The organism is Pseudomonas sp. GW823-FHT02F05, assembly GCF_058797315.1.
Genome location: NZ_JBXAJM010000014.1, coordinates 116,211 through 141,365, shown reverse-complemented (window position 1 = coordinate 141,365; position 25,155 = coordinate 116,211). Strand labels below are relative to the sequence as shown.

At 60.5% G+C, this 25,155-nt stretch carries 26 protein-coding genes; 17 read left to right on the top strand and 9 right to left on the bottom strand.

Annotated elements, in window-relative coordinates:
* Nucleotides 1-61: 61 nt before the first annotated feature.
* Entirely contained in the window at nucleotides 62-1,408 is a 1,347-nt protein-coding gene (locus AC1RAC_RS18065) for an NCS2 family permease (RefSeq protein ID WP_492616862.1), read from the bottom strand.
* A gap of 292 nt (nucleotides 1,409-1,700) precedes the next feature.
* Between AC1RAC_RS18065 and AC1RAC_RS18060 the strand changes: the two genes are divergently transcribed.
* Nucleotides 1,701-2,303: a glutathione S-transferase family protein gene (locus AC1RAC_RS18060; RefSeq protein WP_034126138.1), complete on the top strand. Its 603-nt coding sequence runs from the start codon at nucleotides 1,701-1,703 to the stop codon at nucleotides 2,301-2,303.
* A gap of 102 nt (nucleotides 2,304-2,405) precedes the next feature.
* Here AC1RAC_RS18060 and AC1RAC_RS18055 read toward each other — a convergent pair whose 3' ends face one another.
* Nucleotides 2,406-3,302, bottom strand: a complete 897-nt coding sequence (locus tag AC1RAC_RS18055) for a LysR family transcriptional regulator (RefSeq protein WP_057976997.1) — start codon at nucleotides 3,300-3,302, stop codon at nucleotides 2,406-2,408.
* A gap of 111 nt (nucleotides 3,303-3,413) precedes the next feature.
* Between AC1RAC_RS18055 and AC1RAC_RS18050 the strand changes: the two genes are divergently transcribed.
* From AC1RAC_RS18050 to AC1RAC_RS18040, 3 genes are read left to right on the top strand one after another with little or no spacing between them, the layout of a single operon-like run.
* Nucleotides 3,414-4,706, top strand: a complete 1,293-nt coding sequence (locus AC1RAC_RS18050; protein ID WP_054896330.1) for a CitMHS family transporter — start codon at nucleotides 3,414-3,416, stop codon at nucleotides 4,704-4,706.
* Between the two features lies 1 nt (nucleotide 4,707).
* Nucleotides 4,708-6,033 (top strand): acyclic terpene utilization AtuA family protein, encoded by a 1,326-nt coding sequence (locus AC1RAC_RS18045; RefSeq protein WP_492616861.1) that lies wholly within the window; start codon nucleotides 4,708-4,710, stop codon nucleotides 6,031-6,033.
* Nucleotides 6,030-6,350, top strand: a complete 321-nt coding sequence (locus AC1RAC_RS18040; RefSeq protein WP_020302240.1) for an AtuA-related protein — start codon at nucleotides 6,030-6,032, stop codon at nucleotides 6,348-6,350. Before AC1RAC_RS18045 ends, AC1RAC_RS18040 begins: the two co-directional genes overlap by 4 nt.
* A gap of 120 nt (nucleotides 6,351-6,470) precedes the next feature.
* On the opposite strand, the gene AC1RAC_RS18035 is transcribed toward AC1RAC_RS18040, so the two are convergent.
* The 5 genes from AC1RAC_RS18035 to AC1RAC_RS18015 form a co-directional block, all read right to left on the bottom strand.
* A complete protein-coding gene (locus AC1RAC_RS18035) occupies nucleotides 6,471-6,842 on the bottom strand; it encodes a glutathione S-transferase N-terminal domain-containing protein (protein ID WP_020302241.1) in 372 nt (123 codons plus the stop codon).
* Between the two features lie 101 nt (nucleotides 6,843-6,943).
* Complete coding sequence (gene folE, locus AC1RAC_RS18030) at nucleotides 6,944-7,489, bottom strand: GTP cyclohydrolase I FolE (RefSeq protein WP_014719282.1); 546 nt, start codon at nucleotides 7,487-7,489, stop codon at nucleotides 6,944-6,946.
* A 78-nt stretch (nucleotides 7,490-7,567) separates the two neighbouring features.
* The gene (locus tag AC1RAC_RS18025; RefSeq protein WP_003192796.1) at nucleotides 7,568-8,125 is read right to left on the bottom strand and encodes a Smr/MutS family protein; all 558 of its coding nucleotides are present in this window, start codon (nucleotides 8,123-8,125) and stop codon (nucleotides 7,568-7,570) included.
* 75 nt (nucleotides 8,126-8,200) lie between these two features.
* On the bottom strand, nucleotides 8,201-8,521 hold the full coding sequence (locus tag AC1RAC_RS18020) for a hypothetical protein (RefSeq protein WP_054896326.1): 321 nt from the start codon (nucleotides 8,519-8,521) through the stop codon (nucleotides 8,201-8,203).
* Nucleotides 8,522-8,657: 136 nt separating this feature from the next.
* Complete coding sequence (locus tag AC1RAC_RS18015) at nucleotides 8,658-9,248, bottom strand: cysteine hydrolase family protein (protein WP_014719280.1); 591 nt, start codon at nucleotides 9,246-9,248, stop codon at nucleotides 8,658-8,660.
* A gap of 239 nt (nucleotides 9,249-9,487) precedes the next feature.
* Between AC1RAC_RS18015 and prmB the strand changes: the two genes are divergently transcribed.
* Complete coding sequence (prmB, locus tag AC1RAC_RS18010; RefSeq protein WP_034126143.1) at nucleotides 9,488-10,396, top strand: 50S ribosomal protein L3 N(5)-glutamine methyltransferase; 909 nt, start codon at nucleotides 9,488-9,490, stop codon at nucleotides 10,394-10,396.
* Nucleotides 10,397-10,524: 128 nt separating this feature from the next.
* Here prmB and AC1RAC_RS18005 read toward each other — a convergent pair whose 3' ends face one another.
* Nucleotides 10,525-11,328 carry a hypothetical protein gene (locus AC1RAC_RS18005; protein ID WP_034126144.1) on the bottom strand — a complete coding sequence of 268 codons (804 nt, stop codon included), beginning with the start codon at nucleotides 11,326-11,328 and terminating at the stop codon, nucleotides 10,525-10,527.
* A gap of 99 nt (nucleotides 11,329-11,427) precedes the next feature.
* Nucleotides 11,428-12,390, bottom strand: a complete 963-nt coding sequence (locus AC1RAC_RS18000) for an alpha/beta hydrolase (protein WP_089041968.1) — start codon at nucleotides 12,388-12,390, stop codon at nucleotides 11,428-11,430.
* A 143-nt stretch (nucleotides 12,391-12,533) separates the two neighbouring features.
* Between AC1RAC_RS18000 and aroC the strand changes: the two genes are divergently transcribed.
* The 12 genes from aroC to AC1RAC_RS17940 all read left to right on the top strand — a co-directional run bounded on the left by aroC (nucleotide 12,534) and on the right by AC1RAC_RS17940 (nucleotide 24,954).
* Nucleotides 12,534-13,625, top strand: coding sequence for a chorismate synthase (gene aroC, locus AC1RAC_RS17995; RefSeq protein ID WP_003192786.1), 1,092 nt, complete (start codon nucleotides 12,534-12,536; stop codon nucleotides 13,623-13,625).
* A 75-nt stretch (nucleotides 13,626-13,700) separates the two neighbouring features.
* Nucleotides 13,701-14,864, top strand: a complete 1,164-nt coding sequence (locus AC1RAC_RS17990; protein WP_054896363.1) for an MFS transporter — start codon at nucleotides 13,701-13,703, stop codon at nucleotides 14,862-14,864.
* The gene (locus AC1RAC_RS17985; protein ID WP_492616860.1) at nucleotides 14,861-15,391 is read left to right on the top strand and encodes a 1,2-dihydroxy-3-keto-5-methylthiopentene dioxygenase; all 531 of its coding nucleotides are present in this window, start codon (nucleotides 14,861-14,863) and stop codon (nucleotides 15,389-15,391) included. Before AC1RAC_RS17990 ends, AC1RAC_RS17985 begins: the two co-directional genes overlap by 4 nt.
* A gap of 209 nt (nucleotides 15,392-15,600) precedes the next feature.
* A complete protein-coding gene (locus AC1RAC_RS17980) occupies nucleotides 15,601-15,870 on the top strand; it encodes a response regulator transcription factor (RefSeq protein WP_054896323.1) in 270 nt (89 codons plus the stop codon).
* A 329-nt stretch (nucleotides 15,871-16,199) separates the two neighbouring features.
* On the top strand, nucleotides 16,200-16,361 hold the full coding sequence (locus tag AC1RAC_RS17975) for a hypothetical protein (protein WP_156359065.1): 162 nt from the start codon (nucleotides 16,200-16,202) through the stop codon (nucleotides 16,359-16,361).
* Between the two features lie 86 nt (nucleotides 16,362-16,447).
* Nucleotides 16,448-17,926 carry an MBL fold metallo-hydrolase gene (locus tag AC1RAC_RS17970; protein WP_054920457.1) on the top strand — a complete coding sequence of 493 codons (1,479 nt, stop codon included), beginning with the start codon at nucleotides 16,448-16,450 and terminating at the stop codon, nucleotides 17,924-17,926.
* Nucleotides 17,917-19,308 carry an MBL fold metallo-hydrolase gene (locus tag AC1RAC_RS17965; protein WP_089041970.1) on the top strand — a complete coding sequence of 464 codons (1,392 nt, stop codon included), beginning with the start codon at nucleotides 17,917-17,919 and terminating at the stop codon, nucleotides 19,306-19,308. Before AC1RAC_RS17970 ends, AC1RAC_RS17965 begins: the two co-directional genes overlap by 10 nt.
* Nucleotides 19,305-20,090 (top strand): hypothetical protein, encoded by a 786-nt coding sequence (locus AC1RAC_RS17960; protein ID WP_054920461.1) that lies wholly within the window; start codon nucleotides 19,305-19,307, stop codon nucleotides 20,088-20,090. Before AC1RAC_RS17965 ends, AC1RAC_RS17960 begins: the two co-directional genes overlap by 4 nt.
* Nucleotides 20,087-22,933, top strand: a complete 2,847-nt coding sequence (locus tag AC1RAC_RS17955) for an ATP-binding cassette domain-containing protein (protein ID WP_492616859.1) — start codon at nucleotides 20,087-20,089, stop codon at nucleotides 22,931-22,933. Before AC1RAC_RS17960 ends, AC1RAC_RS17955 begins: the two co-directional genes overlap by 4 nt.
* The gene (locus AC1RAC_RS17950; RefSeq protein ID WP_054920468.1) at nucleotides 22,926-23,720 is read left to right on the top strand and encodes a hypothetical protein; all 795 of its coding nucleotides are present in this window, start codon (nucleotides 22,926-22,928) and stop codon (nucleotides 23,718-23,720) included. The genes AC1RAC_RS17955 and AC1RAC_RS17950 overlap by 8 nt, the downstream gene beginning before the upstream one ends.
* Complete coding sequence (locus AC1RAC_RS17945; protein ID WP_054920470.1) at nucleotides 23,717-24,277, top strand: hypothetical protein; 561 nt, start codon at nucleotides 23,717-23,719, stop codon at nucleotides 24,275-24,277. The genes AC1RAC_RS17950 and AC1RAC_RS17945 overlap by 4 nt, the downstream gene beginning before the upstream one ends.
* A 62-nt stretch (nucleotides 24,278-24,339) precedes the next feature.
* Nucleotides 24,340-24,954 (top strand): class I SAM-dependent methyltransferase, encoded by a 615-nt coding sequence (locus AC1RAC_RS17940; protein ID WP_054920472.1) that lies wholly within the window; start codon nucleotides 24,340-24,342, stop codon nucleotides 24,952-24,954.
* Nucleotides 24,955-25,155: the final 201 nt, after the last annotated feature.

The window sequence follows — 25,155 nt, the reverse complement described above, 5'->3', positions numbered from 1 at the left end:
GTTCTCCCTTACGTGCAAAAGCCCCACCCGAAGGTGAGGCGGTTTTTCAGCCCTTCCTGAACTACAGAAAGATGAACTTGGCGATAAAGATCGCGCACAGCACCCACAGGCTGATGGAAATCTCACGGTACTTGCCGGTGCCGGCCTTCAACGCCACATAGGTGATAAAGCCCAGGGCGATTCCGTCGGCGACCGAAAATGTCAACGGCATCATGATCGCGGTCACGATGGCCGGAATGCTGTCGGTGGCTTCATCCCAATTGATATGGGCCATGCTCGCCATCATCAGCATTGCCACGTAAATCAATGCGCCCGCCGTGGCATAGGCGGGAATCATGCCGGCCAGCGGCGCGAAAAACATCGCCGCCACAAACAGCACGCCTACGGTCACGGCAGTCAAGCCGGTGCGGCCGCCGGCAGCTACACCGGCAGCACTTTCCACATAGCTGGTCACAGGCGGCACGCCAACCATGGCGCCGAACACGCTGGAAGCACTGTCGGCCTTTAATGCACGAGACAGGTTGTCGATCTTGCCGTCTGCCTTGACTAGCCCTGCGCGTTGGGCAACGCCCATCAGTGTACCGGCAGTGTCGAACATGTGTACAAAAAGAAAGGCAAATACCACGCTTATCATGCTCACATTGAACACACCCATCACGTCCATGGCCATCCAGGTCGGTGCCAAGCTCGGTGGGGTAGAGAGAATGCCGTTGTAATGCACCAGGCCCAGGCCCCAGCCCGCCAGGGTCACGGCGATGATACTGATCAGGATCGCGCCGAATACGCGGTGGTAACTGAGGATGGCGATCAGCAGGAAGCACACCGCCGCCAGCAGTGGGGCGGGTTCATGCAGGGAGCCGAGCTTGATCAGGGTGACCGGGCTGTCGACGATGATGCCGGCGGTTTTCAGGCCGATCACCCCCAGGAACAGGCCCACGCCCGCGCCCATGGCATGACGCAGGCTGACCGGGATACTGTTGAGCAACCATTCGCGGATACGCGACAGCGTCAGGATCATGAACAGCACACCCGAGACAAATACCGCACCGAGGGCGGTTTCCCAGTTGTAGCCCATGGTGCCGACCACGGTGTAGGTGAAAAACGCGTTCAAGCCCATGCCCGGCGCCAGGCCCACTGGCCAGTTGGCGTACAGGCCCATCAACAGGCAGCCCAGCGCGGCGGCGATGCAGGTGGCGACGAAAGCCGCGCCGTGATCGATACCGGCATCGGCCATGATGTTGGGGTTGACGAAAATGATGTAGGCCATGGTGATAAAGGTGGTGAGGCCGGCGATCAGCTCGGTCTTCACTGTGGTGCCATGCAAGCGCAGTTTGAACAGGCGCTCCAGCCAACCGCCTCGGGGCGCGGCCAGATCCAACGTAGGGGCTTCGGTTTTACGGCTATCCACAGCGAGTACTCCTCAATCGTTTTATTGTTATTTCCAGCGCCGGTCACATGAGTGGGCAACCGCGCTTTGAGGTACTGGCGGGCTTTGTTGACCAAAAGGTCAGGAACTCGCACGAAGCGAATTATGCTTTTGTATACAAATAAAGCAAATAATGTTTTCGATTATCTCGGCGAAAAGGGATGAAAGGCCCAGGCCAAGGGATTTATTCTGCACGACGCCTTGAAACAAGCCTTCGATACCCGCACCTTGTGGGCGCAAGCATTCGGTCAGCGCGGCGAAAAAGGGGAGCCCCATGTACAAGGTTTATGGCGATTACAAGTCGGGCAATTGCTACAAGGTCAAATTGATGCTCAATCTGTTGGGCATCCCGTATGAATGGATCGATATCGATATCCTCAAGGGTGATACCCAGACCCCGGCGTTCCTGGCCAAGAACCCCAATGGCAAGGTCCCGGTATTGGAGCTCGAAGATGGCACCTGCCTGTGGGAGTCCAACGCGATCCTCAACTTCCTCGCCGATGGCAGCGAATTCCTGCCGACCGAACCGCGCCTGCGCACGCAAGTCCTGCAGTGGCAATTCTTCGAGCAATACAGCCACGAGCCCTACATTGCGGTGGCGCGGTTCATTCAGTTTTACCTGAACATGCCCGAGGATCGGCTGGAAGAATACAAGACCACCCACAAAGGCGGTTACAAGGCCTTGAGGGTGATGGAGCGTCAGCTTCAAGCCACGCCTTATTTAGTGGGCGAGCAGTTTTCCATTGCCGATATTGCGTTGTATGCCTACACCCATGTGGCCCATGAAGGCGGCTTTGACCTGGCGCCGTATCCGGCGGTGCAGGCGTGGTTGCAGCGCGTGGCCAGTCATCCCAAGTACGTGGCGATGCTCGACTGACTCCCTCGGTCCAATGTGGGAGCTGGCTTGCCTGCGATAGCGTCACCCTGGTGCCCCGGCTAAACCGAGGTGTCTGCATCGCAGGCAAGCCTGCTCCCACATTCAGCGCGGCGGCGTGTCAGGCAGTGCTTTGTTGAGCAGTTCAAAGCAGCGCTGCGCCGCCGGGCTCAAGCCCATCCCGCTACGGCTGATCAACCCGATCTCCCGATTCACCCCGGGATGATCGATGCTGATCCGCTTCAAACCTTCCAGGCTATCGGCCGCTGACTCCGGCAACACACTGATGCCCAGGCCCTGGCGCACCAAGGCCAATACGGTCGACATGTAGTTGGCCTCCATGCCGGCGTTCAGCGTCAACCGTGTCTCATCGAACAGCGTGTCCACTTGCTCGCGCACACTGCTGTCGCGCCCGGTCAGGATGATCGGCTGGTCCGCCAATTGTTCCAGCGTCAGTTGGCGATGGCGGGCGAGCGCATGGCCCGATGGCACAAATGCGCACAGCCGATCATTGAGCACCGGTATGAAGTCCAGCCCGTGGCTCAGGCGGGCGCGCACGCCGATGCCGAAATCCACTTCGCCGTTGCGGACCTTTGCGTGAATGCGCTGGGCCACCAGGTCATGCAGGCGCACTTCGATGCCGGCAAAGCGTTCGCGAAACAGGCGCAAGGCCGGGGGCAGGGCGCCAGCGCAGACCGAGGGCAGCGCGGCGATGGTCACTACGCCACGGCGCAAGGCGGCGAGGTCGCGGGAGCCGGTGACGATGTTGTCCAGGTCCAGCAGCAGTTTTTCCATGGGCCCGCGCGCCTCCTGGCCCGCAGCGGTAATGCTCACGTGGCGCGGGCTGCGGTCGAGCAGGGCGACGCCGAGCCAGTCTTCCAGTTGTTGCACCTGCACGGTGAGGGCCGACGGCGAAAGGTGTAACTCGTTGGCCGCTTTGGTGAAACTGCCAGTGCGGGCCACCGCGAGGAAGGCCTGGATGTGCTGGATCGAGTTCTTCATTTTGTTTTTCCGAACGTGCTAGGCCGAATATTCCAATTTACAAAGACTAACCCGCTTCCAATACTCCAGGGAAAACAATAACCGGCCAACCAGGCCGCCCTGGAGTAACCCATGCTCGCAACCCTGGGTGTCATCACCATCCTGTGCCTGCTCGCTGCCGTCATGAGCAAGCGCCTCTCGCCACTGGTGGCCTTGATCGCCTTGCCGATCATCGCTGCGCTGATCGGCGGCTTCGGCCTGCAAACCAGTGCCTTCATCATTACCGGTATCAAGAATGTCGCCCCTGTGGTTGGCATGTTTGTGTTCGCGATCCTGTTTTTCGGGATCATGACCGACGCGGGCATGCTCGATCCCATCATTGATCGCATCCTGCGCACGGTCGGCACGCGTCCTACACGGATTGTGGTGGGGACCGCGACCTTGGCGTTGCTGGTGCACCTGGACGGCTCTGGCGCGGTGACCTTTCTGGTGACGGTGCCGGCGATGCTGCCGCTGTATACGCGGCTGGGCATTGATAAACGCATCCTCGCCTGCGTGTGTGCGATGGCCGCCGGCGTCAACTTCCTGCCCTGGACCGGCCCGGTGCTGCGTTCGTCGGCGGCGCTGCATGTGCCAGTGGCCGACCTGTTCCAGCCACTGATCCCGGTGCAGATCGTCGGGTTGATCTTTGTCTTCGCCTGCGCCTGGTGGCTGGGCCATCGCGAAGAAAAACGCCTGGGCCTGGGCGCCGGTTCCAGCGTGGAGGCGGTGCCGCAACGAGTGCTCAGCGATGACGACATCAAGCTGCGCCGTCCACGGTTGTTCTGGGTCAACCTGGTGCTGACCGTGCTGGTGATGGTGGTGATGATCGCCGGCTGGGTCGACCCGGTGGTGATGTTCATGCTCGGCACCGTGGTTGCGTTGTGCATCAACTATCCCAACGTGGACGCCCAGCGTGCGCGCATTGACGCTCATGCGAAAACCGCCCTGACCATGGCCAGTATCCTGCTCGCGGCCGGGGTATTTACCGGCATCATGCAAGGCACCGGCATGCTCAAGGCCATCGCCGAAGTGGCGGTGGCGCAGATTCCGGCGGGCCACGGCAAGTTGATTCCGGCCGTCGTGGGCTTTTTGTCCATGCCCCTGAGCATGTTGTTTGACCCAGATTCCTACTATTTCGGCGTGATGCCGGTGATCGCCGAAGTCGGCAAAGCCCTGGGCGTCGACCCGCTTCAGGTGGCCCAGGCTTCGCTGCTGGGCGTGCACACCACCGGCTTCCCGGTCAGCCCGCTGACCCCTGCGACCTTCCTGCTGGTGGGCCTGTGCAAGATCGAACTGGCCGATCACCAGCGCTTCACCATTCCTTTCCTGTTTGCCGCCTCGGTGTTGATGACCCTGACGGCGTTGCTCCTGGGAGTGATTTGACATGAACACCTTGCGCATCGGCTCCGGCGCCGGCTACTCCGGCGACCGTATAGAACCCGCCGTGGAACTGGCCGAACACGGCGACCTGGATTACCTGGTCTTCGAATGCCTGGCCGAACGCACCATCGCCCTGGCGCAACAGGCGCGTATCAGCGAACCGCAAGGCGGTTATGACCCGCTGCTGGCTGAGCGCATGCGCCGTGTCTTGCCCTTTGTGGGGCAGGGGACGGGGCGTCGACGCCTGCGCGTGATCACCAACATGGGCGCGGCCAACCCGCTGGCGGCGGCCAGTGAAGTACGGCGCATTGCTGGCGAGCTGGGCCTGGGCCTCAAGGTTGTGGCGGTGGTCGGGGATGACGTGCTGCATACCTTGTCTGCCGAGCAGTTGCTGGATAACTGCCAGACCGTAGGCGCATTGGGTGAGCGGCTGATTTCTGCCAATGCCTACCTGGGCGTGGAGGGCATTGTTCAAGCGTTGCGCGCCGACGCCGATGTGGTGATCACCGGGCGCGTGGCCGACCCTTCGCTGTTCCTGGCGCCGCAGATGTTCGAGTTCGGTTGGGCCTTCGATGATTGGCCGCGACTGGGCCGGGGCACGCTGGTGGGGCATTTGCTTGAGTGCGCGGGGCAGGTCAGTGGCGGTTATTTCGCCGATCCAGGCTTCAAGGATGTGGAGGATCTGGCGCGCCTGGGCTTTCCCCTGGCCGAGATCGACGCCGACGGCAACGCAGTGATCACCAAGGTGGCAGGCTCGGGTGGGCGGGTCAGCCGCGCGACCTGCGTCGAACAACTGATTTATGAAGTTCACGACCCGGCAGCTTATTTGACCCCGGATGTGACGGCCGACTTTTCCCTGGTGGGGTTTGTCGAGGAGGGCGTGGACCGGGTGCGTGCCCAGGGAGCCAGTGGGCGTGCCCGGCCTGATCAACTGAAGGTCAGCGTCGGTTATCTGGACGGTTGGATTGGTGAAGGGCAGATGTCCTACGGTGGTCCCGGCGCTGTCGCACGGGCCGAGTTGGCGCGGGAAGTGGTGCTCAAGCGTCTCGCGTTGATCGGGGTCAACATGCAGGACCTGCGTGCCGAGTTGATCGGCATGGATTCATTGCACGGCCCTCGCAGCAGCGTCGAGCCTTGGGAAGTGCGCCTGCGGGTTGCCGCCCGTTGTGACGAGCGCAGCGACGCCGTGCGGGTCGGCAATGAAGTAGAGACCCTCTACACCAACGGCCCGGCCGGCGGCGGTGGGGCGAGCAAGAGCGTGCGTCAGGTGGTGGCGGTGGCGTCGTTGCTGTTGCCCCGTGAAGCGGTCAAACCGAGGATTGAAGAATGAAACTGCACAGGCTGGCCCATTCCCGCACCGGGGATAAGGGCGACACGTCGAACATCTCGATCATTGCCTATCGCGCCGAGGATTATCCGTTGCTGTGTGAACAGCTGACGGCTGAGCGCGTGGCCGAGTTCTTTGCCGATTTACGCGATCCCGATGCGGCACCGGTTCAGCGCCATGAGTTGCCGAACGTGCAGGCGCTGAACTTCGTCCTGCCGGGAATCCTGCGCGGCGGCGTAACCCGCTCGCTGGCCCTGGACGCCCACGGCAAGTGCCTGGGTTCGGCATTGCTGGATCTCGACCTGACAATACCCACCTGATTTCTGTAGGAGCGAGCTTGCTCGCGAAGAACTCACAGGCACCGCGTTTATTCAGGCAGCCCCCGTTATCGTTGACGTTTTTCGCGAGCAAGCTCGCTCCTACATTGATCGCCGCGTACTTCAGATCGCAGCGAAGCGCTTGTCCAGGTAGTCAATGATCACCTTGGAGTCATACATCCAGGTGGTCTGGCCGTTCTCTTCGATGCGCAGGCACGGCACTTTGATCTTGCCGCCTTGCTCCAGCAGGGTCTGGCGGTCCTGCTCGTTGTTCTTCGCGTCCTTGAGCGCCACCGGCACATTCAGGCGGTGCAGGGTGCGACGGGTCTTCACGCAGAACGGGCAGGCGTGGAACTGATACAGGGTCAGGTCCTTGGCCGCAGCATTGACCTTGGCCTGTTGTTCGGCAGGGCGTTGCTTTTTGCGTGGGCGGGTAAGAAAGTCGCCCGCGATGATGACGTGGCCGAGGCCCACTCGAAGTGCTTTGACGAACATGGCTGAAACCTCTTGCCCATGACTGAGGGGGCGCAGCTTACCTGATTTCTGCAGGCGAAAAAAAACCGGCGATGAACGCCGGTTCCTTCCTGCCCAGCCGGTTACTTGATCAGGCTGAGAAATTCGCTGCGGGTGGCCGCGTTCTCGCGGAACTCACCCAGCATCACCGAGGTGATCATCGACGAATTCTGCTTCTCCACACCGCGCATCATCATGCACATGTGCTTGGCCTCGATCACCACGGCCACGCCCAGGGCGCCTGTCACTTCCAATACGGCGTCGGCGATCTGGCGGCTGAGGTTTTCCTGGATCTGCAGGCGGCGCGCATACATGTCGACAATGCGTGCGACCTTCGACAGGCCCAGCACTTTGCCGCTCGGGATATACGCCACATGGGCCTTGCCGATAAACGGCAGCAGGTGGTGCTCGCACAACGAGTACAGCTCGATGTCCTTGACCAGCACCATTTCGCTGTTGTCAGAGCTGAACAAGGCACCGTTGGTGACTTCCTCGAGTGTCTGTTCATAACCGCGGCAGAGGTACTGCATTGCCTTGGCGGCACGCTTTGGCGTGTCGAGCAGGCCCTCGCGGGACACGTCCTCGCCGAGTTGGCCGAGGATCGCGGTGTAATTCTGTTCCAGGGACATGAAACTACCTGTGGGATTTTCGCAAAGCGCAAGGTTACGGTGGCGGACACATCGCTGCAAGCCTGACGATGGCACTTGTTACTCGTCGCGCCCTTCCATCATGGTGCGCTTGAGCATCACATACACCGCGCCGGCACCGCCGTGACGAGCCTGGCAGGAGGTAAAGCCGAGCACCTGGGCATGCTGGCGCAGCCAGGTATTGACGTGACTCTTGATCATCGGGCGCTTGCCGTCCAACCGCACAGCCTTGCCATGGGTGACGCGCACGCAGCGGATTTCGAATTTGGTCGCTTCGGCCAGGAAGGCCCAGAGGGTTTCCCGGGCTTTTTCCACGGTCATGCCGTGCAGGTCGAGGCTGCCTTCGAACGGGATCTGGCCGGCCTTGAGCTTGCGCATCTGGCTTTCCTGCACGCCGTCGCGGGCCCACATCAGTTCATCTTCGGGGCCGACGTCGATCACGAACTGGTCCGACAGGCCGTCCACGGTAGTGGCATCGGTGCGCACGGTCGCGGCCTGGCGCAGCTTGGCGATCTGCGCGCGGTCAGTCTTGGGTTTGCCGGTGTCGGCGCGGTCGTGCTTGATCGGCTTGACGCCGCGCAGCTCGTTTTTGAACAGGGAAAAATCGTCGTCTTGCATGTCAGCCTCCGCGAAGGGCGGGCAGTTTACCTAAATCGCGGCGGCCAGGGCGCAGGAAACGCTATCCAAGCGCCATCAGTCGTGCTTTTTCATCAGGTGAGAGGCGATATTCAACGACAGCGGCTGGCGCATTTTCCGGCGGCTGCGACGCCACAACCACACGCCCAACCACAGCACCAGCAAGCCGATCCCCAGTAGGAGTGCCGAGCCGCCCGGGCTGGCATTCAGTTCGCCCAGGGCGGGCGAATGCCCAAACAGACCGGCGCCACCAGCGCCCGCCAACAACAAGCCTACTAGCGCCAGCAACGCGGCAATGCACGCTACCAGGCGCAGACGCCAATTGCTCGGGCCCTTGGGGCGCAAGCGACGAGCATCAAAACCATCGGATATCTTCATTCCGACCTTTCCTCCAGGGTATCGGCCCTTCGACCGGAAGATACACAGGTTGTTCCGGGGGGAGAGGTAAATGCGCCAAATGAGAGGGCTTTGCGGATGAGCGGAGCAATAAACACGCCGCTCACCGCCAGCAGCATCAGATCAAGTCTTTGGCCAGCGCCAGGGTGGCGAAGTTGTCTGCCATGATGGCCATTTCGGTTTGCTGCACATGCTCGGCGCTCAGGATACCGCCCTTGTAGGGCAGGTCGCGGGTGGCGCAGGCGTCTTCCACCAGGGTGCAGCGAAAGCCCAGGTTCTTGGCCGCGCGCACGGTGGTGCTGACGCTGGAGTGGCTCATGAAACCGCAGACGATCAGGTCCAGGGAGCCGAGGTCTTGCAGGTGTTTTTCCAGGCCGGTGCCATGGAAGGCGCTGGGCAGCAGTTTGCCGATGATGGTTTCGTCACCCTCAGGCTCAAGGCCCGGAATGAATTCGCCGCGCTCGCCCTGGGGGTCAAACAGGCCGCCCACGGTGCCCAGGTGCCGCACATGCACAATCGGGCGCCCGGCACTGCGCGCTGCGGTCACAAGCTGCTTGATGTTCTCTACCGCCGCGTCCATGCCCGAGAGGGCGAGCGGGCCGCTGAGGTATTCTTTCTGGGCGTCGATGATCACCAGGGTCGCATGATTGAGGTTGGCTGCTGCGTAACCGCGACCGCTGAGTTGAAACATCGTCTTTGGAACGGACATTCTGGGGCTCCTGTGAGTGGGGCTTTTGCGACATTGTCCACTGGCTGAGCGCTTCTGTGAATCGCTACTATCGTAAGGTACGCCGTTGCTGGCGTGCAGCCATGTCAAGAGGCAGGCCTGTTTAACACAATGCGGGCAGATTCGATGAAATCCGACGTACGGCGCCAGGTTTTTCGTACATCGTCGGTACAGGTGAAGGCTGTTAGAATCGCCAGTCGTTTTTTCCAGGAGCTTGCCCCGTGATCACTTCCCGCCTGCGCACCTTGCGCGACCATATCCGTTGGGCTGTCAGCCGTTTCCATGGGGAAGACCTGTTTTTTGGCCATGGCACCGACAATGCCTGGGACGAAGCCCGGCAATTGGTACTGGGCGCCTTGCACCTGCCGTGGGAAATCGCCGACAGCTATTTGGATTGCAACCTGGAAGAAGAGGAAATCTCCCACGTGCAGCGCTTGCTGCATCGCCGTATCCATGAGCGAGTGCCAACGGCCTACCTGTTGAAGGAGGCCTGGTTTTGCGGCATGTCGTTTATCGTCGATGAGCGCGTATTGATCCCGCGTTCACCCATAGGCGAGCTGATTGAAGACCGCTTCGAACCCTGGCTGGCCCAGCCGCCGGCACGCATCCTCGACCTGTGCACCGGCTCCGGTTGCATCGGCATCGCCTGTGCCTATGAATTCCCCGAGGCCGAAGTGGTGCTGGGAGACTTGTCCTTCGAAGCCCTGGAAGTGGCGAACCAGAACATTGAGCGCCATGGCGTCGACGAGCGGGTCTACACCGTGCAGGGCGATGGTTTTGACGGGCTACCCGGCCAGCGTTTCGACCTCATCGTGTCGAACCCGCCCTACGTGGATGCCGAAGATTTCGCCGACATGCCCGATGAATACCAGCACGAACCGGAACTGGGCCTGGCCTGCGGCGACGACGGCCTGAACCTGGTACGCCGGATGCTGGCTGAAGCTGCGGACCACCTGACCGAGAAGGGCCTGCTGATTGTCGAAGTGGGCAACAGCCAGGTGCATGTCGAGGCGCTGTACCCGGAAGTGGATTTCGCCTGGCTGGACTTCAAGCGCGGTGGGCATGGGGTGTTTATGTTGACGGCTGAGCAGTGCCGCCAACACCAGGCCGTTTTCGCTGCCCGGATATAACTGCAGAAACTCGGTCAATGTGGGAGCTGGCTTGCCTGCGATAGCGGTGGGTCAGCTTGCACTTGTGCTACTGATACATCGCTATCGCAGGCAAGCCAGCTCCCACATTTTGATTGCATTTCAATCTATCAGCGGTGTGTGGCAATCCAGATCAACAACCCCGCCTGAAACACCGTAAACGCCACCAGACAGGTGATGGTGAAGCGCAGCCCGCTGTCTTCACGCTTGAACTTGGTGACTTTTTCCTCTTCCTTGCGCAGCTTCACTTCCTGCTCCGCCAGGTTCTGCTCTGCCTGTTGCAGCATCTGCGCGGCTTCCAGGATCTCCACGAACTGCACTTTCTCGGTGTTCCAACTGTCCAGCACGTCGCTGACCTTGCCGGGTTGCACATTGCCCTTGAGGTGCTGCACATCGGCGTAGGCCACATCGAAACCCTGGATACGCAGGAAGTGATCGCGGCGCAGGCGCGTGGCTTCGTTGAGGGCGTCCTTGTTGGCCAGATCCACGCCGTCGACGCGGTAGTGTGACCACTTCTTCTTCGCCCAGGCGGCGCCTTGGGCCACCAGGAAGCGCCCGATACCGCGGTTGGCCGGCTCGATTTCCAGGCTGTTGCCGGGCCCGAAATGCACGCGGTGTTTATCGTGATCGACCCAGATATCCAGGTGGTTCTGCTCGCGCCGTACTCGCTGGCCCGGTAACTGGATGACCATGCGCAACAGGCTGTGGTGTTTATCATGGCGCTCGGCATAGCCGAACTGCACAAAGCGCAACGGCCGTGCGCCGGTCGCGCGGTCGGTGGCCAGCGGGGCCAGGCGCAGCATCTTGAAATGTTCGGCGTGAACGTCGGCCCACGGCAGGGCCGCTGCGGCGCCAGCTTCGGTTGCGGCCGTAGTCTCGGCGGTAGATTCGGGTGTTGTTTCGGTGGTTGTCATGCGGCGCGATCCTGTCCAAGCCCTGCGAGCCGACAATCTTTTTACTGTCGACTCTGGACTTATCGGCCGTTTTTCCCAGAACTGGAGGCCAATTGCCGCTTAACGGGGTTGAAGTCCTTCGATAAAGCTGACGATACGTTGGCCCAGCTCCGCAGCCAGCGGCAGTTTCGGGTCATTGTAGGAGGCCAGTTGCTGCTTCACGTTATTGGGCACGATGCGCATCACGTGGTTCATGCCTTCGATCACCGTCAACTGCGCGTCGGGCTTGGCCTGCTTCAGTTGCCGGGCGTCGCCTACGCCAACCTGGATATCGTTGGTGCCCTGAATGATTAGCGCCGGCATGTCCAGGCGCGCAAAGGCGGCCGACGGATCGGCGCGGAACAGGCTGATCAGATACGGCTGCACGCTGGGTCGGAAAATACCCTCCAATGGGCGCGGCACGTCGGCGTCCACCTGGCCGGCCTTGAGGTGATCGAGTATTTCATTGCTGCGCAGCAGCAGGGCAGGGGGCAAGTGATCGGCCAGTTGCTGACGGATAACCTGGTCCACCGGGCGGGCGCTGCCAGACAAGGAAATGACCCCGGCCGGTTCAAGTTGCGGCGCGGCGAGGGCGGCGACCAGCGCGCCCTCGCTGTGGCCCAGCACAATCAGCGGGCCCATGCGCTTGTCGGCCTTGAGCAACTTGCCCCAGGCCACGGCGTCGGCCACATAAGCCTCCAGGGTCAGGTTGCGTTCATCCGGCGTGGCCGCCAGGCTTGCGGCCACGCCGCGCTTGTCGTAGCGCACGCTGGCGATGTTATGCCGGGCCAGTACCCAGGCCAGGCGCTTGAGGCTGTCATTGCGCGCGCCGTCGGAGCTGTTGCCGTTACGGTCGGTGGGGCCGGAGCCGGCGATGATCAGCACCACCGGCACCGGTTTATCCGATTGCGGCAACAGCAGGGAGCCAAAGAGTTGGCCGCTGCCGGTGTCCAGGCTGATCGGGCGTTGCAAGACAACAGGGGAGGCGGCCTGGGCCACGGCGGTGAACAGGGTGAGGGTGAACAGCAGAACTCGCAGCATCATAGCGCCATCATTGGAGAGGTGCCGGTTGGACCAACGTCTACCGGTAAGGTTTCGAGGATGAACTAGTCGGTTAGCCTGCGTATACTGGCCGTCTTAAGTTATTACGGTTGACTTGATTCAACTGATTTCACGGAGCGCCCTGCATGTCCGGCAATACCTTCGGCAAGCTGTTCACTGTCACCACCGCGGGCGAAAGCCATGGCCCGGCGTTGGTCGCCATTGTCGACGGCTGCCCGCCAGGCCTGGAGCTGAGCCTGGACGACCTGCAGCGCGACCTCGACCGCCGCAAGCCCGGCACCAGCCGCCACACCACCCAGCGCCAGGAACCGGACGAAGTCGAAATCCTCTCCGGAGTGTTCGAAGGTCGCACCACGGGCTGCGCCATTGGCCTGTTGATTCGTAACACCGACCAGAAGTCCAAGGACTACTCGGCGATCAAGGACCTGTTCCGCCCGGCCCATGCCGACTACACCTACCACCACAAATACGGCGAACGCGACTACCGTGGCGGTGGCCGCAGCTCGGCGCGTGAAACCGCCATGCGCGTGGCCGCTGGCGCCATCGCCAAGAAATACCTGGCCACCCAGGGCATCGTCATCCGTGGCTACATGAGCCAGTTGGGCCCGATTGAAATCCCGTTCAAGACTTGGGACAGCGTCGAAGACAACGCCTTCTTCTGCCCCGACCCGGACAAGGTGCCGGAACTGGAGGCCTACATGGACCAGTTGCGCCGCGACCAGGACTCGGTCGGCGCGAAGATCACCGTGGTGGCCGAAGGCGTGAAACCGGGCCTGGGTGAGCCGATCTTTGATCGCCTCGACGCCGAACTGGCCCATGCGTTGATGAGCATCAACGCGGTGAAAGGCGTGGAAATCGGCGCCGGCTTCGCCTGCGTATCCCAGCGCGGTACCGAGCATCGCGATGAGATGACCCCTGAAGGTTTCCTCAGCAACAACGCGGGCGGCATCCTCGGCGGTATTTCTTCCGGCCAGCCGATCGTGGCGCACCTGGCGCTCAAGGCCACGTCGAGCATTACCACGCCTGGCCGTTCGATCGATGTGCACGGCAACCCGGTGGACGTGATCACCAAGGGCCGCCACGACCCGTGCGTCGGCATCCGTGCCACACCGATTGCCGAAGCCATGATGGCCATCGTGTTGATGGACCATCTGCTGCGCAACCGCGGGCAAAATGCCGATGTGCGCGTGAGTACCCCGATACTGGGCCAACTGTGATCGCCTGGGGCAATGAGCGAGCTTGTTGTGGCCAGCGAGCTTGCTCGCGCTGGGCTGCGCAGCAGCCCCAATAACATGCTCCCACCGCTCCCATACTGGCGCCTCTCCAGCTTCTACCTCTTCTATTTCGCCCTGCTGGGGGCGACCGCGCCGTTCCTGGCGCTGTACTTCGATCACCTCGGTTTCTCCAGCGCGCGCATCGGCGAGCTGGTGGCCATTCCCATGCTGATGCGCTGCGTGGCCCCCAACCTGTGGGGCTGGATCGGCGACTACACCGGCCGGCGCCTGGCCATTGTGCGCTTCGGCGCGGTGTGCACCCTGGCCAGCTTCTGCCTGATTTTTGTCAGCAAAACCTACGCCTGGCTGGCGCTGGTGATGGCCCTGCACGCGTTCTTCTGGCACGCGGTGCTGCCGCAGTTTGAAGTCATCACCCTGGCCCACCTGCACAAGCAAACCTCGCGCTACAGCCAGATCCGTCTGTGGGGCTCCATTGGTTTTATCCTCACCGTGGTGGTTATGGGGCGCCTGTTCGATTGGCTGAGCCTGGATATTTACCCGGTGGTGGTCGTGGTAATCATGGCCGGCATCATCGGCGCCAGCCTGTGGGTACCGAACGCGCAGCCGGCCAGCCACGGCAACCGCCTGGCCGGCGATGGCTTTCTCAAGCAATTGGGCAGCCCAGGCGTGCTGGCGTTTTATGCCTGCGTGGCGCTGATGCAAATGAGCCATGGCCCGTATTACACCTTCCTCACCCTGCACCTGGAGCATTTGGGCTACAGCCGTGGCGTGATCGGCCTGCTGTGGGCGCTTGGGGTGGTGGCGGAAGTGCTGATGTTCCTGGCCATGAGCCGTATTCTTGCGCGCTTTTCGGTGCGCCGGGTGCTGCTCGCCAGCTTCTTGCTGGCGGCGCTGCGCTGGTGGCTGCTGGGTTCATTTGCCGAGGTTTTCTGGCTGCTGCTGGTGGCGCAGTTGATGCACGCCGCCACGTTCGGCAGCTTCCACGCGGCGGCGATTGCCTTTGTGCAACGCAGCTTCGGTGACCGCCAGCAAGGCCAGGGCCAGGCCCTATATGCCGCGCTGGCCGGCACCGGCGGCGCGCTCGGCGCCCTGTATTCCGGTTACAGCTGGAATCTGCTGGGGCCAACCTTCACGTTCAGTATCGCCAGCCTCGCGGCGCTGGCCGCCGCCATTATCATTGGCCTTCGATTGCAAGAGCCGAACCAAGGAACCGTGCAATGAGCTATGTAGCCGTCTACTCCATCGCCACCCCGGACACCCCGAACAAAGTGTTGACCCATGCCGACGACATCCAGTCGACCCTGGCCGAGCACGGTGTGCGGTTCGAACGCTGGCAGCCCAGCCCAATCGAAAAGGGCGCCAGTGCGGCGCAGATGATCGCCGCGTACCAGGCGCAGATCGATGCTCTGGGCTACGCCGCTGTTGAAGTGGTCAGCGTGACCCACGACCATCCACAGAAAGACGAGTTGCGCGCACAGTTCCTGGATGAACGTACCTACAGTGAAGATGAAGTGCGTTTCTTCATCGCAGGCCAGGGGCTGTTTACGCTGCACATAGGCGACTATGTGTACAGCTTGCGCTGTGAGAAGAATGACTTGCTGATCATCCCGGCCGGTGTACCGCACTGGTTCGACATCGGCGAAAACCCGCACTGTGTGACACTGCGTTTGTTCAACACGGCCCAAGGCGTTGTGCCCTCTTTGACCGGTGATGCGATTGCCACCCGCTTTCCAGGGCTGGATGACTAAGCATAGATAACTGAATGTTCAACCCTGGCAAGTTGGAAGTTGCTGTGGGAAGAAACTTAATTATTTGTAGGGCAACGCTGTTTGTTCGGTGCTGTGCGCTTTGATTCCACTCTTTATGTAACTCTCTGTTCGGCGTCAATGTTTATGCCATCTGTCAATGGGAGGAATCCGAAAGATGGCAGCGCATCAGCAGATATAAGGAGAGAACAATGAGTGGCCCCGAGGAGACGTATCGCCCGTTGGTTATCGTGCCGACGGCTATCAGAAAGCGCATGAGCTTGTCCGGCAAGCCCCTGACTTCCACCGAGCTGGAAATCCTGCGATGGGCCTCCGAGGGCAAGACCGTCTGGGAAATCAGCCAGATTCGCGCCACCTCTGAAGCCACGGTTAAATTTCATCTGCGCAACATCTACGGCAAGTTGGATGTCACCAACCGTGTACAGGCAAAGAATGAGGCCGCACGCCAGGGCTTGTGCTGAAGGCACAAAAAAGGGGCGCGACGCCAATGGCGCCGCGGCCCTTTTTTGCGTTTGAATTCGCTCAACTCGAAGACGCCCATTGATGCAAGAGCCCTTCTGCTTCTGTTCACGCACTCAGACAAGCTTTGCGATGTGTATTTGCGCCGAAAAACTAGAGTTCTCGCCTTCTTGTCGGACGTTTCCCAAAGATGCTGTTGCCGGCCATTTTCCATTGCGTGCACCCTACCGGGGTTCTAGTGTTGGCATGTCGCTGCCTATCCGCGACTCGGCTTTTGCAAGTGCCATTACCCTTTTGGCATACCTGCAAACACTTAGACAAGGAGCAAGCCATGAACCAGAAGATCCAGGAAGGTGCGACCGCACCCAATCATCAAGACGTCGAGAAAGTATTCTTCAGCAAGGAAGAGTTGCAGGTCTTGAGCGATGCCATCAAGAAGTCCAAGACCCGTGTTTCCGAAACCAAGGCTGCGAGCTGCGCGTACCACCGTTGAACTGACCCCGAAAAAGCAAGAAAGTCCTTTCTTGCTTTTTCATTTTTTGGGTACTGAGTATTCAGTTGTCGATCAGGGAGGTGGACATGAGGGCGATCTTTATCGGCCATCAAACGTGGCTAGTGGAACATGGAAGTACAAGGATCCTGATTGACCCGCTGTTATGTGAAGACTTCGGGCTGGTCGACGAGCACCGGATCGAGATCTATCCGCCGCGTACCGTCGATGCCGCCGCACTTTCCGATATAGACCTGATTTTCCTCAGTCACGAACATTCCGATCATTTCGATATCAAGTCGCTGAATCTGTTACCACGTTCCGCCCAGTTTGTGGTGGGGGCGACCATTGTTGAACCGGTCAAACAATGCATCCGTGACCTCGGATTTACCCTTACGCAAGTCAACGACACCGATCAAATGCGGGTCGGCGACTTGAGCCTACGCTTCTACCCGGCGGATCCGAAGACCGCCTTCTGGGAAAGCCGGGTCACCCAGGTGCATATCGAGGAGGCCGAGCAGTCGAGCGGTGGCATCTTCATTGCTGTGGATGCCCTGGTGTCCGAAGTGTTCAAGACCGATATCGTCGCAGGACGACTGGTACCGCCCAAGCTGGTGATCGTCTCGAACAACTCTAGGGTATCGCCTCCAGGAGCCTTTCAGTCCCTGGAAAACTGGGGCAAGAACGCAAGTGACAGCAACCGTAAAGTCGGTCCGTTGGGGATTGGTGTGCTCAGCGCCGTGCTGACCGGCTACATGGACGATTTTCCGGTGCAACCCGAGAACATCGCCCTTTGCGGTGGTGGGTTCATCAAGCGCCTGGGCGGTTTCGCCGCTTTCCCGTTTTCCGATCAGCCGACATTGAGCCGCTTGGCCAATCAGCTCAGCCTGGACACCAATATTGTCGGCCTGCTGCCAGGCGAAGCCTTTGCCCTGGACACTGATCCCAGGCCGCAGGCGGTTATCGACTGGGTTCAGGTGGATAAGGTGCAGCACAACTTGCTAATGGAGGAGCTGGACCAGTTCATCGATGCCCGCAAGACCGTCGAGGTGGTCGCATCGGTACGCCCGGACGTGCAGGACGCCGAGGCGTATGAAGAGTTGCTGCGACGTGCGCAAGCCGAGCTGCAACGCCTGGCGAAAAGCCTGATGTTGTTTATCACCGGACGCAAGGTGTTGGCGATGTCTCACTACAACGGGTGCAAGCTCGGGCCGAAAAGAATCGTTTTTAGTTTTGTCGCCCATGCCTTGGGGCGTCAGGACAGCTATGCACTGAATCTGATCAGCGGCCAGTTCGAGGCTGAGGCGCATAACCAGCTCGAATCGCTGGTGGGGCTGTATCCCTTTGGAGTATGCCTGCCCTTGGTGGACTTCATCGGCATGGTCGAAGGGGACCTGCAGGTCTGGGACATCGTCGGCGTTTCGGTCCAGTCCTGGTTTGAGACCGGCATCTTCGATGGCCTGATCCCGTTCTTCTACAGCTATTACGGCGAGAACGGCAGCCCTGAGCTCTTGGCGAAAATCATCTGGCGCAGCATGCGCAATCTTGAGGTGTGCCCATGCAACTGACGATGATCGGCCACGAAAGCTGGTCACTGCAGGCTGGTGATTGCCATGTGTTGATTGACCCGGTGCTGGGTGGTGGCTTCGGTTCCGATGCTGACCGGCAGTTTGCGATAATCCCGGCGCGCAACGTCGATCTGCAGCGTATGCCGGCGGTGGATGGCATTGTATTGACCACCGAGCACCTGCAGCACTTTCACCCGCCCTCCTTGCGCCGTCTGTCGTCGGACTGTGGGCATTTGCTCAAGCGCAAAGTGGTCTATGTCCCGGAACTGTTTCCCGGCGCGGCCGAGGCGATTGTCCGTGCATGCGGTTACGAGGTGCGGCGGGTCGATACTCAGGCAGAGTTCGTTATCGGCTCGCTGAGGCTGCGCTTCTACATGCCCTTCACCGAGGTACTGTTCTGGGACAGCCGGGTAGCGTCGCTGCATGTCGAGCATCAGGGCCGCGAGGCGGTGTTCATCCAGTCCGACACCCGAATCGCCGACGTCTACTTTGCCGATGTCAATAATGGAGCCGTTGCCTGGCCCCAGGTCATGGTTATGACCAATAATTTCCAGTGCAGCGGGACGCAAGGGCCGATTGGCCTGGACAACCTGTTGCCGGTGCCGGACCAACGCTACACCCGGCTGTCCGGCTTGCGTCTGCTGGACGAAATCGTACACAGACCGATGCGCCGACTGAACCAGGTGCCGACCCTGCTCCTCGCGGGCAATGGATATCGCGATCCCTTTGGCAAGACGCATCACCCCTGGTCGAACCTCGAACTTGCGCAGATCTGTAGCGAACTGTCTTTGTTGCGAGCGGTGCACTCACTGACACCCGGCGAAAGCTTTGACGTGGCGCCGGCTCGGCCTGGCGAACCGGCTGGCTGGATCTGCGCATCCGAGGAACAGATAGGGCCCTGCCCACCGAAAGGGCGACGCCAGACGGTCTCTCTTGATACACAGCGGATCAAGGCCCATCTCGACGAAATGGCCAGGACCTGGCTGATTACTCGCTACGGCCAGGTCCTGATGGCTCAGAGTAACTACCTGGGGCGCCCCGTTAGTTCGTGCCGTGCGGTGCTGCAATTGATCCGGGACGACGGCGCCGGTCACCAGTGGGTGCTGGATGTGTCCAGGGTCGAGTTCATCGAGGTGCCGGACGAAGGCGAGGGGGCGATCAAGCGTTATCCCTACGGCATCCGTGTCGACCATGGCGATTTCTGCAAGCTGGTTCTCGGCGAGTTGCAGATATGGGAGCTGCTCAACCTGTCGGCATCGCAGTGGTATGTCTGCGATCGCTATGACAGCCCACTGGCGTTCTGGCTCGAGTATTACAACGAGCAAGTGGACTATGGACGTGCCTTGCGCAGTTATGAGCTGTCCCTGGTGACTGCGCCATGAGCCGGCAAAGAGCCTTTGAGCATGTGCATCTCGAACTCCTCGGCGCAGCTCAGGTACAGCAGCAGCGACAGGCGCTTGCCGAGCTGTTGGCCGAGCGTTATCAGGTTTTGCGGGTACTTGGCCAGTCGGTGAAGTCCCTGGTCTGCTCGGGCGTGTGCGTGGCCTCGGGCGAGCAGGTGGTGATCAAACGTTATTTCGATGAGGCGGCCTATACCGCCGAAGCCAGCGGATACTTGCTGTTCCGCTCGGGGCCGATCGCAGGCATGCGCTGTCAGGATGCGCGGCACCAGGTACTCGTGCTGGAGTCTCTTCAAGGGCGTTTGCCCGGTCCGGCCGACCTGCCTGAAGTGATCGCGGCCTACGCGGCGATGCATGCCACGGCCCTTGCGAATATCCAGCGGGTCATGGGGCACCGCAGTACCCCTGAGTTTCTCGATCCCTGCCTGTCGTCGCGCTGCCGTTTGCCGCCGTTCGACCTGCAATGCATCAGCGTCGGTGACTGCAAGTCGGAGCATCTGCTCGTTACCGTGGATGGCGTGCGCATCCTCGACTTGGAGACTCATTCCCTGCAGCGCAGTGTGTGGTTCGACATCTTGTCCTTGAGCCGCTTCCTGGGGGTGGGGCCGGTAAGTTCGTGGAGTCTGGAGGAATGGGTGGCCCGTTACTGTGAGTGCCGGAAGATTCCCGCCCACTATTATGATCTGCAGAAAATCCAAGACTGCCTGCTGCGTGTACAGGCCCTGGAGCCTGGTCGGGTGTACTGCGAGGAGGCGCTGTCGTGAAGTGGATGTACTGTTTTACGCCGACATTACGCTATCAGCCGTTCGCTCGCTCCGAAGAGCGAGCTTTCGCCGACGGCTTTTTCGGCTTGGCCTTCAGCCTTGCGCCCTGGGCGGTCGGCGCTTATGTATGGGTGTCGTTGTTGCAATACGCCGTGCCGCTGTTGTTCATCTACAAGCTGAGCACACTGGTGGCGGCCCAAGGCATCGTCGATATTGTACTGACGGACACCGTGCTCCTGGCGTTCTTGGCCATCAGCGGTTTTTTGCTGATGGTGAGCGAGCTCAATCTGGAACGCTACATCTCCCTGACGTTATGCCGCGAGTTCGAGCGCCTTCTGGCGCGCAAGATGCAGCCCCGTGTAGATGTGTCGGTGCTGGAGCGGGTGGTTTCGCGGGATTTCAGCGTCATTCTCGATGGCATCGGTGCTAGCGTTAACCTGTTGGCTATTCCGGTTTTCCTGCTGCTTTCAATCCTGCTGGCGTTGTTGGTCTTTGGCACGGCAGGTTTCTGGGCGGTTGCGGTGATCGGTGTGTTCCTGCCGCTTTCCTATCTGCTGTCCTGGCTCTCAGACCGCAACTACCAGCGGATCATGGATATGGCGGCGCAGCGTATCGAACGGTGTTCGGCATGGTTGCGTAAAGGCCCGTGGCTCAAGCAGTTCGCCGACCGGACGGTCTTGCAGAGCATCGAGCGGACACTGGGGGGCGAACGCTGCCTGCGCAACCTGGATACTCTGTTGCGTGGTGCCGACAGCTACATCATCGGTTTCGGTCGCTTGATTCCCTTTGTGTTGCTGGGGCTGCTGGGCACCTCGGAATCGGCCACGGTCTGGGAAGGGGCGATTTTCTGGCTGAGCATCCCGTTGCTGGCGGCGGTGCTAGCGCTGCCCCGATCCTATGTGAGTTACAAGGCCATCGGCCGCTCTCTGGAAGCACTCAATGGTCTGTATCAGAATTCCTCCAGGCATTCGGTGCTGCGACCCGCCGCCGCCGATCTGGCCCGGGGCGTGATCGAGTTCGATGCCGACTGGCCGGTCTGGCCTGCGAAGCTGGTCGAACTGATTCCTGGCCCGCTGGAGAGCCAGCGCGAGGACCTGCACGCGTTGCTGGGCGCTTTCCGGCTGGTACCCGAGCTGGGGCCGAACCCACAGCAGGTCCTGCAGCTGCCCATCGAGCTGGACGGGAGCAATCTCTCTGCCGGACAACGCCTGCGCCTGCAACTGCTGCGCGGGGTGTTTCTGGCCCGTGCCCAGGACGGAACCCTGAATATCGACCACGACCTCTCGGCGTTGGACGCTGCGGCCGCGCTGGCAGTGAAAGACGCCTTGGAGTGCCTGTCCTGGGTAAGCTTCAGCCCATCGGCAGCAAGAGCGATAGCGCAGCGCAAAGGCTCACCCGTGCAGGTTAGTGAGCGGACGGCTTCGACGGTGCCGGCTAACTGCCGGGCACTGGATCGCTTCAGTCTCGGCGATCTGTTCAAGTATTGTGGCTGGGGTGTGCTGATGTTGATGGTGCCGGCGCTGATGATGAGTTATGCCGCCAACCTGACGCTACCAGAGGCAGGCTTCTCGCCTTGGCAGGTTGTGTTGTATGCCGTGGTCGGGGTAGGGGCAGGAATCGCTGCCGGGCTGTTTATCGAGAATCTGTTGCGCAGCCGCTTTTCCCGCTTGTTCACCGATGGCTTGCGAGACATTCGGGTCACTGGCCTGGCCGATGCGCTGCAGGTGGTTTCTCGCGACGTCACCACGACATTCGAACGTATTGCCTGGTATGCCCACGACATTGCCTGGATTATCGCGCTATTGCTGTGCAATGGCGTGGCCTTGTGGATGGGGTTCGGCCTGTTCGGCATCGCGGTGGCGCTGCTGTTCAGCGGCTTGCTGGCGGGGTTGTACCGGCTTTCGATCAACGAGCTATATCGGACCCGGGTGGAAAGCGTTAAGGGATTTGACTCCCTATTGCGCTCGGCCCATGTGACGTTTTCTATTTCCCGGGCCGGTGGCGTGGGTTTTGAACGCATGGGAGATTGGCTAGCGCTCACTCAGCGGGGGACGATAGTCGAGGGGGTGAGGCATTTCTACACCACTCGCATGCGCAGTGTTATCACCCGTACCGTCACGGCAGCCAGTTGCACTTTGCTCAGCGACCTAGTGATTGTTCTGGTGGTCCTGATGGGCTGGCTCTACCGGCCCAGCGATTCGGCTTTTGTGCTCGCGGTCACGGCTTTGTTACTGGTGCGTTCCGATCTGGCCAATGTGTTTTTGGCCGTCACAGGTTTCAAGTCGCAGTCGGTGTCGGTGGAGCGTCTGCAGCATTTTGCCCGGCCCAAAAGCTCGGTGGTCGTGGCGATTGCTGGGCAAAGCCTGAGCATTGCTCCCTTTATTGCTCAACATGCCTATCGTGCCCTGAGCCTGGAACGGAGCCGGTTGTATTCGCTATCGGGGCACTCCGGTTCTGGCAAGAGCGATTACCTCAAGGGCGTGGCCGGTATCACCGACGTGATCATCGAAGAGGCGGGCATGGTGAAGGCCATGACATCAACCTGCTATTACCTGGGCAGTAATTCCCTGGCGCTGCTCGGCGGTGAACCCGGGGCAAGCGGCTGGCTGGATACTTGGCTGAGCGCGTTGCCGGAGGACCGCCATCATCTGTTGTTGCTGGACGAGCCGTTCAGTGCTTTGCGCGCGGAGCAGTTGGCCGAGCGTGTGCAAGCGTTGCACCTTTACGCCGAGCGTAGCGGTAACACCCTGGTGCTGGTGGATCATCGTTGCCGACTGGAAAATGACATAGAGCTCGGCGAGCTGGTAGTTGATTGCCCGGAGCGAGGAAAGACTCATGGATGAGCCGATTCTGTACTTGGGCGACCGGGGGTTTCTTAAACGTTACGGCAGTCCTTACTCGGCGCAACAGGTCGAGGAGATCGCGCGCAGGGTTCTGGCCAAATCCGGACTGGGCCTGGCCAGCGGCGACTGGTCCACAGCCAAGGCTGTCAGCAATGCCTTGGCTGGGGGCGCACGAACGCGGCATATCTATCATTCGCGGTTTTTGCTGCGAGTCACCGAGCAGGCAACGGGGCAGGGCGTCAGTGTCCGTCAGATCCAGGCCAACCCGGAGTACTACTACACGGCTCCTGGATATACTTTCGCCGCCGATGCGCAACAGATAGCCGAAGACCTCGATATCATCCACTACTGCCAGCCGGGCCTAGTGACCCTAGGGGGCGACTGGCTGGACATTCTGCTTGCGCAACAGCAATACGCGCTGCTCGAAGCGATCCTGCAACAGATGGAGGCGGCCATTGCGATTGCCTCGCGAATTCTCCTGGGGTTCCACCCCAGCGCCGGCTTCCTGCAGGTGCTGAGAGAGCGATCGTTCGCCGGCGCCGCGGTGCCGGTCAACCTGCTGAACATGCAATGCCCAAGCTACGCCGGCTACTTGCGCCAAATCAAGGCCCGATCCCGCCTCTACGCCGTGCATTGCCTGGCGGGCGGCGATATTCCGCTGGCGCCTGCGCTGCACTACGCCTTTCATCATCGGCAGGTAGACGCTTGTATCGTCGGCGCTACCCGTACGCGGCATATCGAGGCATTGACGGCCTGCGAGGCTGGCTTCAGGAGTTCGATGAGATGAACGTGATTCTCATGCGCCGTGCGAGGAAGTTCGATGAGGAGTTATTGCAAAACCACCTGCATACGCTGCAGTGCGCACATGGTGACCTGCTAGTTCTGTCCGGGTGCTCGACCTGCTATGCCCCGGTCCTGTCGCTGGCTGGCAGCTTGGGGATCCAGACCCTGGTCTTCGAGCAGGAGTTCTACGATCCGCAGCAGGTCTATGGGGCTCGCAAGATGGATTGGTTGTTCGATTCCTATGCTGGTCGCTACGGTAGCCAGAGCCTCAACACTCTCTACCATGTATTTGCCATCGAACTGGAAGCGATTCTGCACCGGTACAGCGAAAGAACCCTAGTGATCTATCTCGACCAGTTACTGCTCGAAATCGCATATGCCGTACTTGCCGGTCTGCCATTGAAGATGCTCCAAGGCTTTTCGCTGTACCTCGAAGAGCTGAGTATCGCGATCCTCGCCAGGGTTCCGTTCAAGGACGGGTTCCAGACACTGCTGCTGAAATCGAATGTAACGCCGGCGCAAGCCTTCGTCGGCAGGCCCGAATTGAAACTGGTGCGGTAACGCCGTCTGCCTGTTGGAGTGATCGCCGTACCTACCCGTGATTGACGAGAAAAGGAGTGTTCATGGACCCGCAACGCAAGGACTATCTGGCGACAGAGGCGGTCTACACCGGCGATTCACTGCGCATCGGCAACGAGTACGTCATGCATGAGTGGGAGAGGCCACTGATCCGCAGGATGGTCGAGGACCTCAAGCTCACGCCTGATGACCGGCTACTGGAAATCGGCTTCGGTATGGGTATCTCGGCCAGCATCCTGCAGGAGTTCGGCCCGGCGTCCCATACCATTGTCGAGCCCCACCCACAGGTGCTGCTCCAGGCCGAGCGCTGGAAGGGCGTACGTAAGAACATTCAGTTGCACCCCGGCTACTGGCAGCAGCTTGACACCAGCAGCCAGCGTTATTCCGCGATTTTCTTCGATCCGTTCGCCGATGAAATGGCGGCGGTTGACAACGAAAACCTCAGGTTCCTTAAGTTTGCCGCGCAGTCGCTGCTCGATGATGGCGGGCGCCTCGCCCTTTTCTGCATCCGGACCTTGCTGCCGCAGGAGTACCAGCGTGTGATGTTCGAACACTATCGCCGCGTGGAAATCAGTTCCGTGCAGGTTGCGCCCAGGGATACGGCCAACCCCACGGCGGACTTGGACGGAAAAATGATTTCAGTCGTGCTGCACAAATAGCAAAAGCCTCGAGTCAGCCATCCCAGGTCCGCTCGCCGGACATGCTTGGCTCGACATAAAAAACCATTGGTAACAATAACGGTGATAACGGTGAGCAATCTTACAGCGCGTCTTGGCCTAGTCGGCCTTATCTGGTTTTTTGGCAGCCATGCATGGGCTCAGACTCAGGCCCCGACAGCCCCAGCCTCGGCCGCCACCTCC

What these genes read in the sequence shown, in the direction of transcription:
- AC1RAC_RS17985 (WP_492616860.1), top strand. Translation starts at nt 14,861, where the DNA reads ATGAGCTATGTAGCCGTCTACTCCATCGCCACCCCGGACACCCCGAAC.
- AC1RAC_RS17945 (WP_054920470.1), top strand. Translation starts at nt 23,717, where the DNA reads ATGAACGTGATTCTCATGCGCCGTGCGAGGAAGTTCGATGAGGAGTTA.
- AC1RAC_RS18020 (WP_054896326.1), bottom strand. Translation starts at nt 8,521, where the DNA reads ATGAAGATATCCGATGGTTTTGATGCTCGTCGCTTGCGCCCCAAGGGC.
- AC1RAC_RS18005 (WP_034126144.1), bottom strand. Translation starts at nt 11,328, where the DNA reads ATGACAACCACCGAAACAACACCCGAATCTACCGCCGAGACTACGGCC.
- AC1RAC_RS17980 (WP_054896323.1), top strand. Translation starts at nt 15,601, where the DNA reads ATGAGTGGCCCCGAGGAGACGTATCGCCCGTTGGTTATCGTGCCGACG.
- folE (WP_014719282.1), bottom strand. Translation starts at nt 7,489, where the DNA reads ATGTCCCTGGAACAGAATTACACCGCGATCCTCGGCCAACTCGGCGAG.
- AC1RAC_RS17940 (WP_054920472.1), top strand. Translation starts at nt 24,340, where the DNA reads ATGGACCCGCAACGCAAGGACTATCTGGCGACAGAGGCGGTCTACACC.
- AC1RAC_RS17970 (WP_054920457.1), top strand. Translation starts at nt 16,448, where the DNA reads ATGAGGGCGATCTTTATCGGCCATCAAACGTGGCTAGTGGAACATGGA.
- aroC (WP_003192786.1), top strand. Translation starts at nt 12,534, where the DNA reads ATGTCCGGCAATACCTTCGGCAAGCTGTTCACTGTCACCACCGCGGGC.
- AC1RAC_RS17950 (WP_054920468.1), top strand. Translation starts at nt 22,926, where the DNA reads ATGGATGAGCCGATTCTGTACTTGGGCGACCGGGGGTTTCTTAAACGT.
- AC1RAC_RS18025 (WP_003192796.1), bottom strand. Translation starts at nt 8,125, where the DNA reads ATGCAAGACGACGATTTTTCCCTGTTCAAAAACGAGCTGCGCGGCGTC.
- AC1RAC_RS18015 (WP_014719280.1), bottom strand. Translation starts at nt 9,248, where the DNA reads ATGTCCGTTCCAAAGACGATGTTTCAACTCAGCGGTCGCGGTTACGCA.
- AC1RAC_RS17965 (WP_089041970.1), top strand. Translation starts at nt 17,917, where the DNA reads ATGCAACTGACGATGATCGGCCACGAAAGCTGGTCACTGCAGGCTGGT.
- AC1RAC_RS18000 (WP_089041968.1), bottom strand. Translation starts at nt 12,390, where the DNA reads ATGATGCTGCGAGTTCTGCTGTTCACCCTCACCCTGTTCACCGCCGTG.
- AC1RAC_RS18050 (WP_054896330.1), top strand. Translation starts at nt 3,414, where the DNA reads ATGCTCGCAACCCTGGGTGTCATCACCATCCTGTGCCTGCTCGCTGCC.
- AC1RAC_RS18040 (WP_020302240.1), top strand. Translation starts at nt 6,030, where the DNA reads ATGAAACTGCACAGGCTGGCCCATTCCCGCACCGGGGATAAGGGCGAC.
- AC1RAC_RS18045 (WP_492616861.1), top strand. Translation starts at nt 4,708, where the DNA reads ATGAACACCTTGCGCATCGGCTCCGGCGCCGGCTACTCCGGCGACCGT.
- AC1RAC_RS17975 (WP_156359065.1), top strand. Translation starts at nt 16,200, where the DNA reads ATGAACCAGAAGATCCAGGAAGGTGCGACCGCACCCAATCATCAAGAC.
- AC1RAC_RS18060 (WP_034126138.1), top strand. Translation starts at nt 1,701, where the DNA reads ATGTACAAGGTTTATGGCGATTACAAGTCGGGCAATTGCTACAAGGTC.
- AC1RAC_RS17960 (WP_054920461.1), top strand. Translation starts at nt 19,305, where the DNA reads ATGAGCCGGCAAAGAGCCTTTGAGCATGTGCATCTCGAACTCCTCGGC.
- AC1RAC_RS17990 (WP_054896363.1), top strand. Translation starts at nt 13,701, where the DNA reads ATGCTCCCACCGCTCCCATACTGGCGCCTCTCCAGCTTCTACCTCTTC.
- AC1RAC_RS18055 (WP_057976997.1), bottom strand. Translation starts at nt 3,302, where the DNA reads ATGAAGAACTCGATCCAGCACATCCAGGCCTTCCTCGCGGTGGCCCGC.
- AC1RAC_RS18035 (WP_020302241.1), bottom strand. Translation starts at nt 6,842, where the DNA reads ATGTTCGTCAAAGCACTTCGAGTGGGCCTCGGCCACGTCATCATCGCG.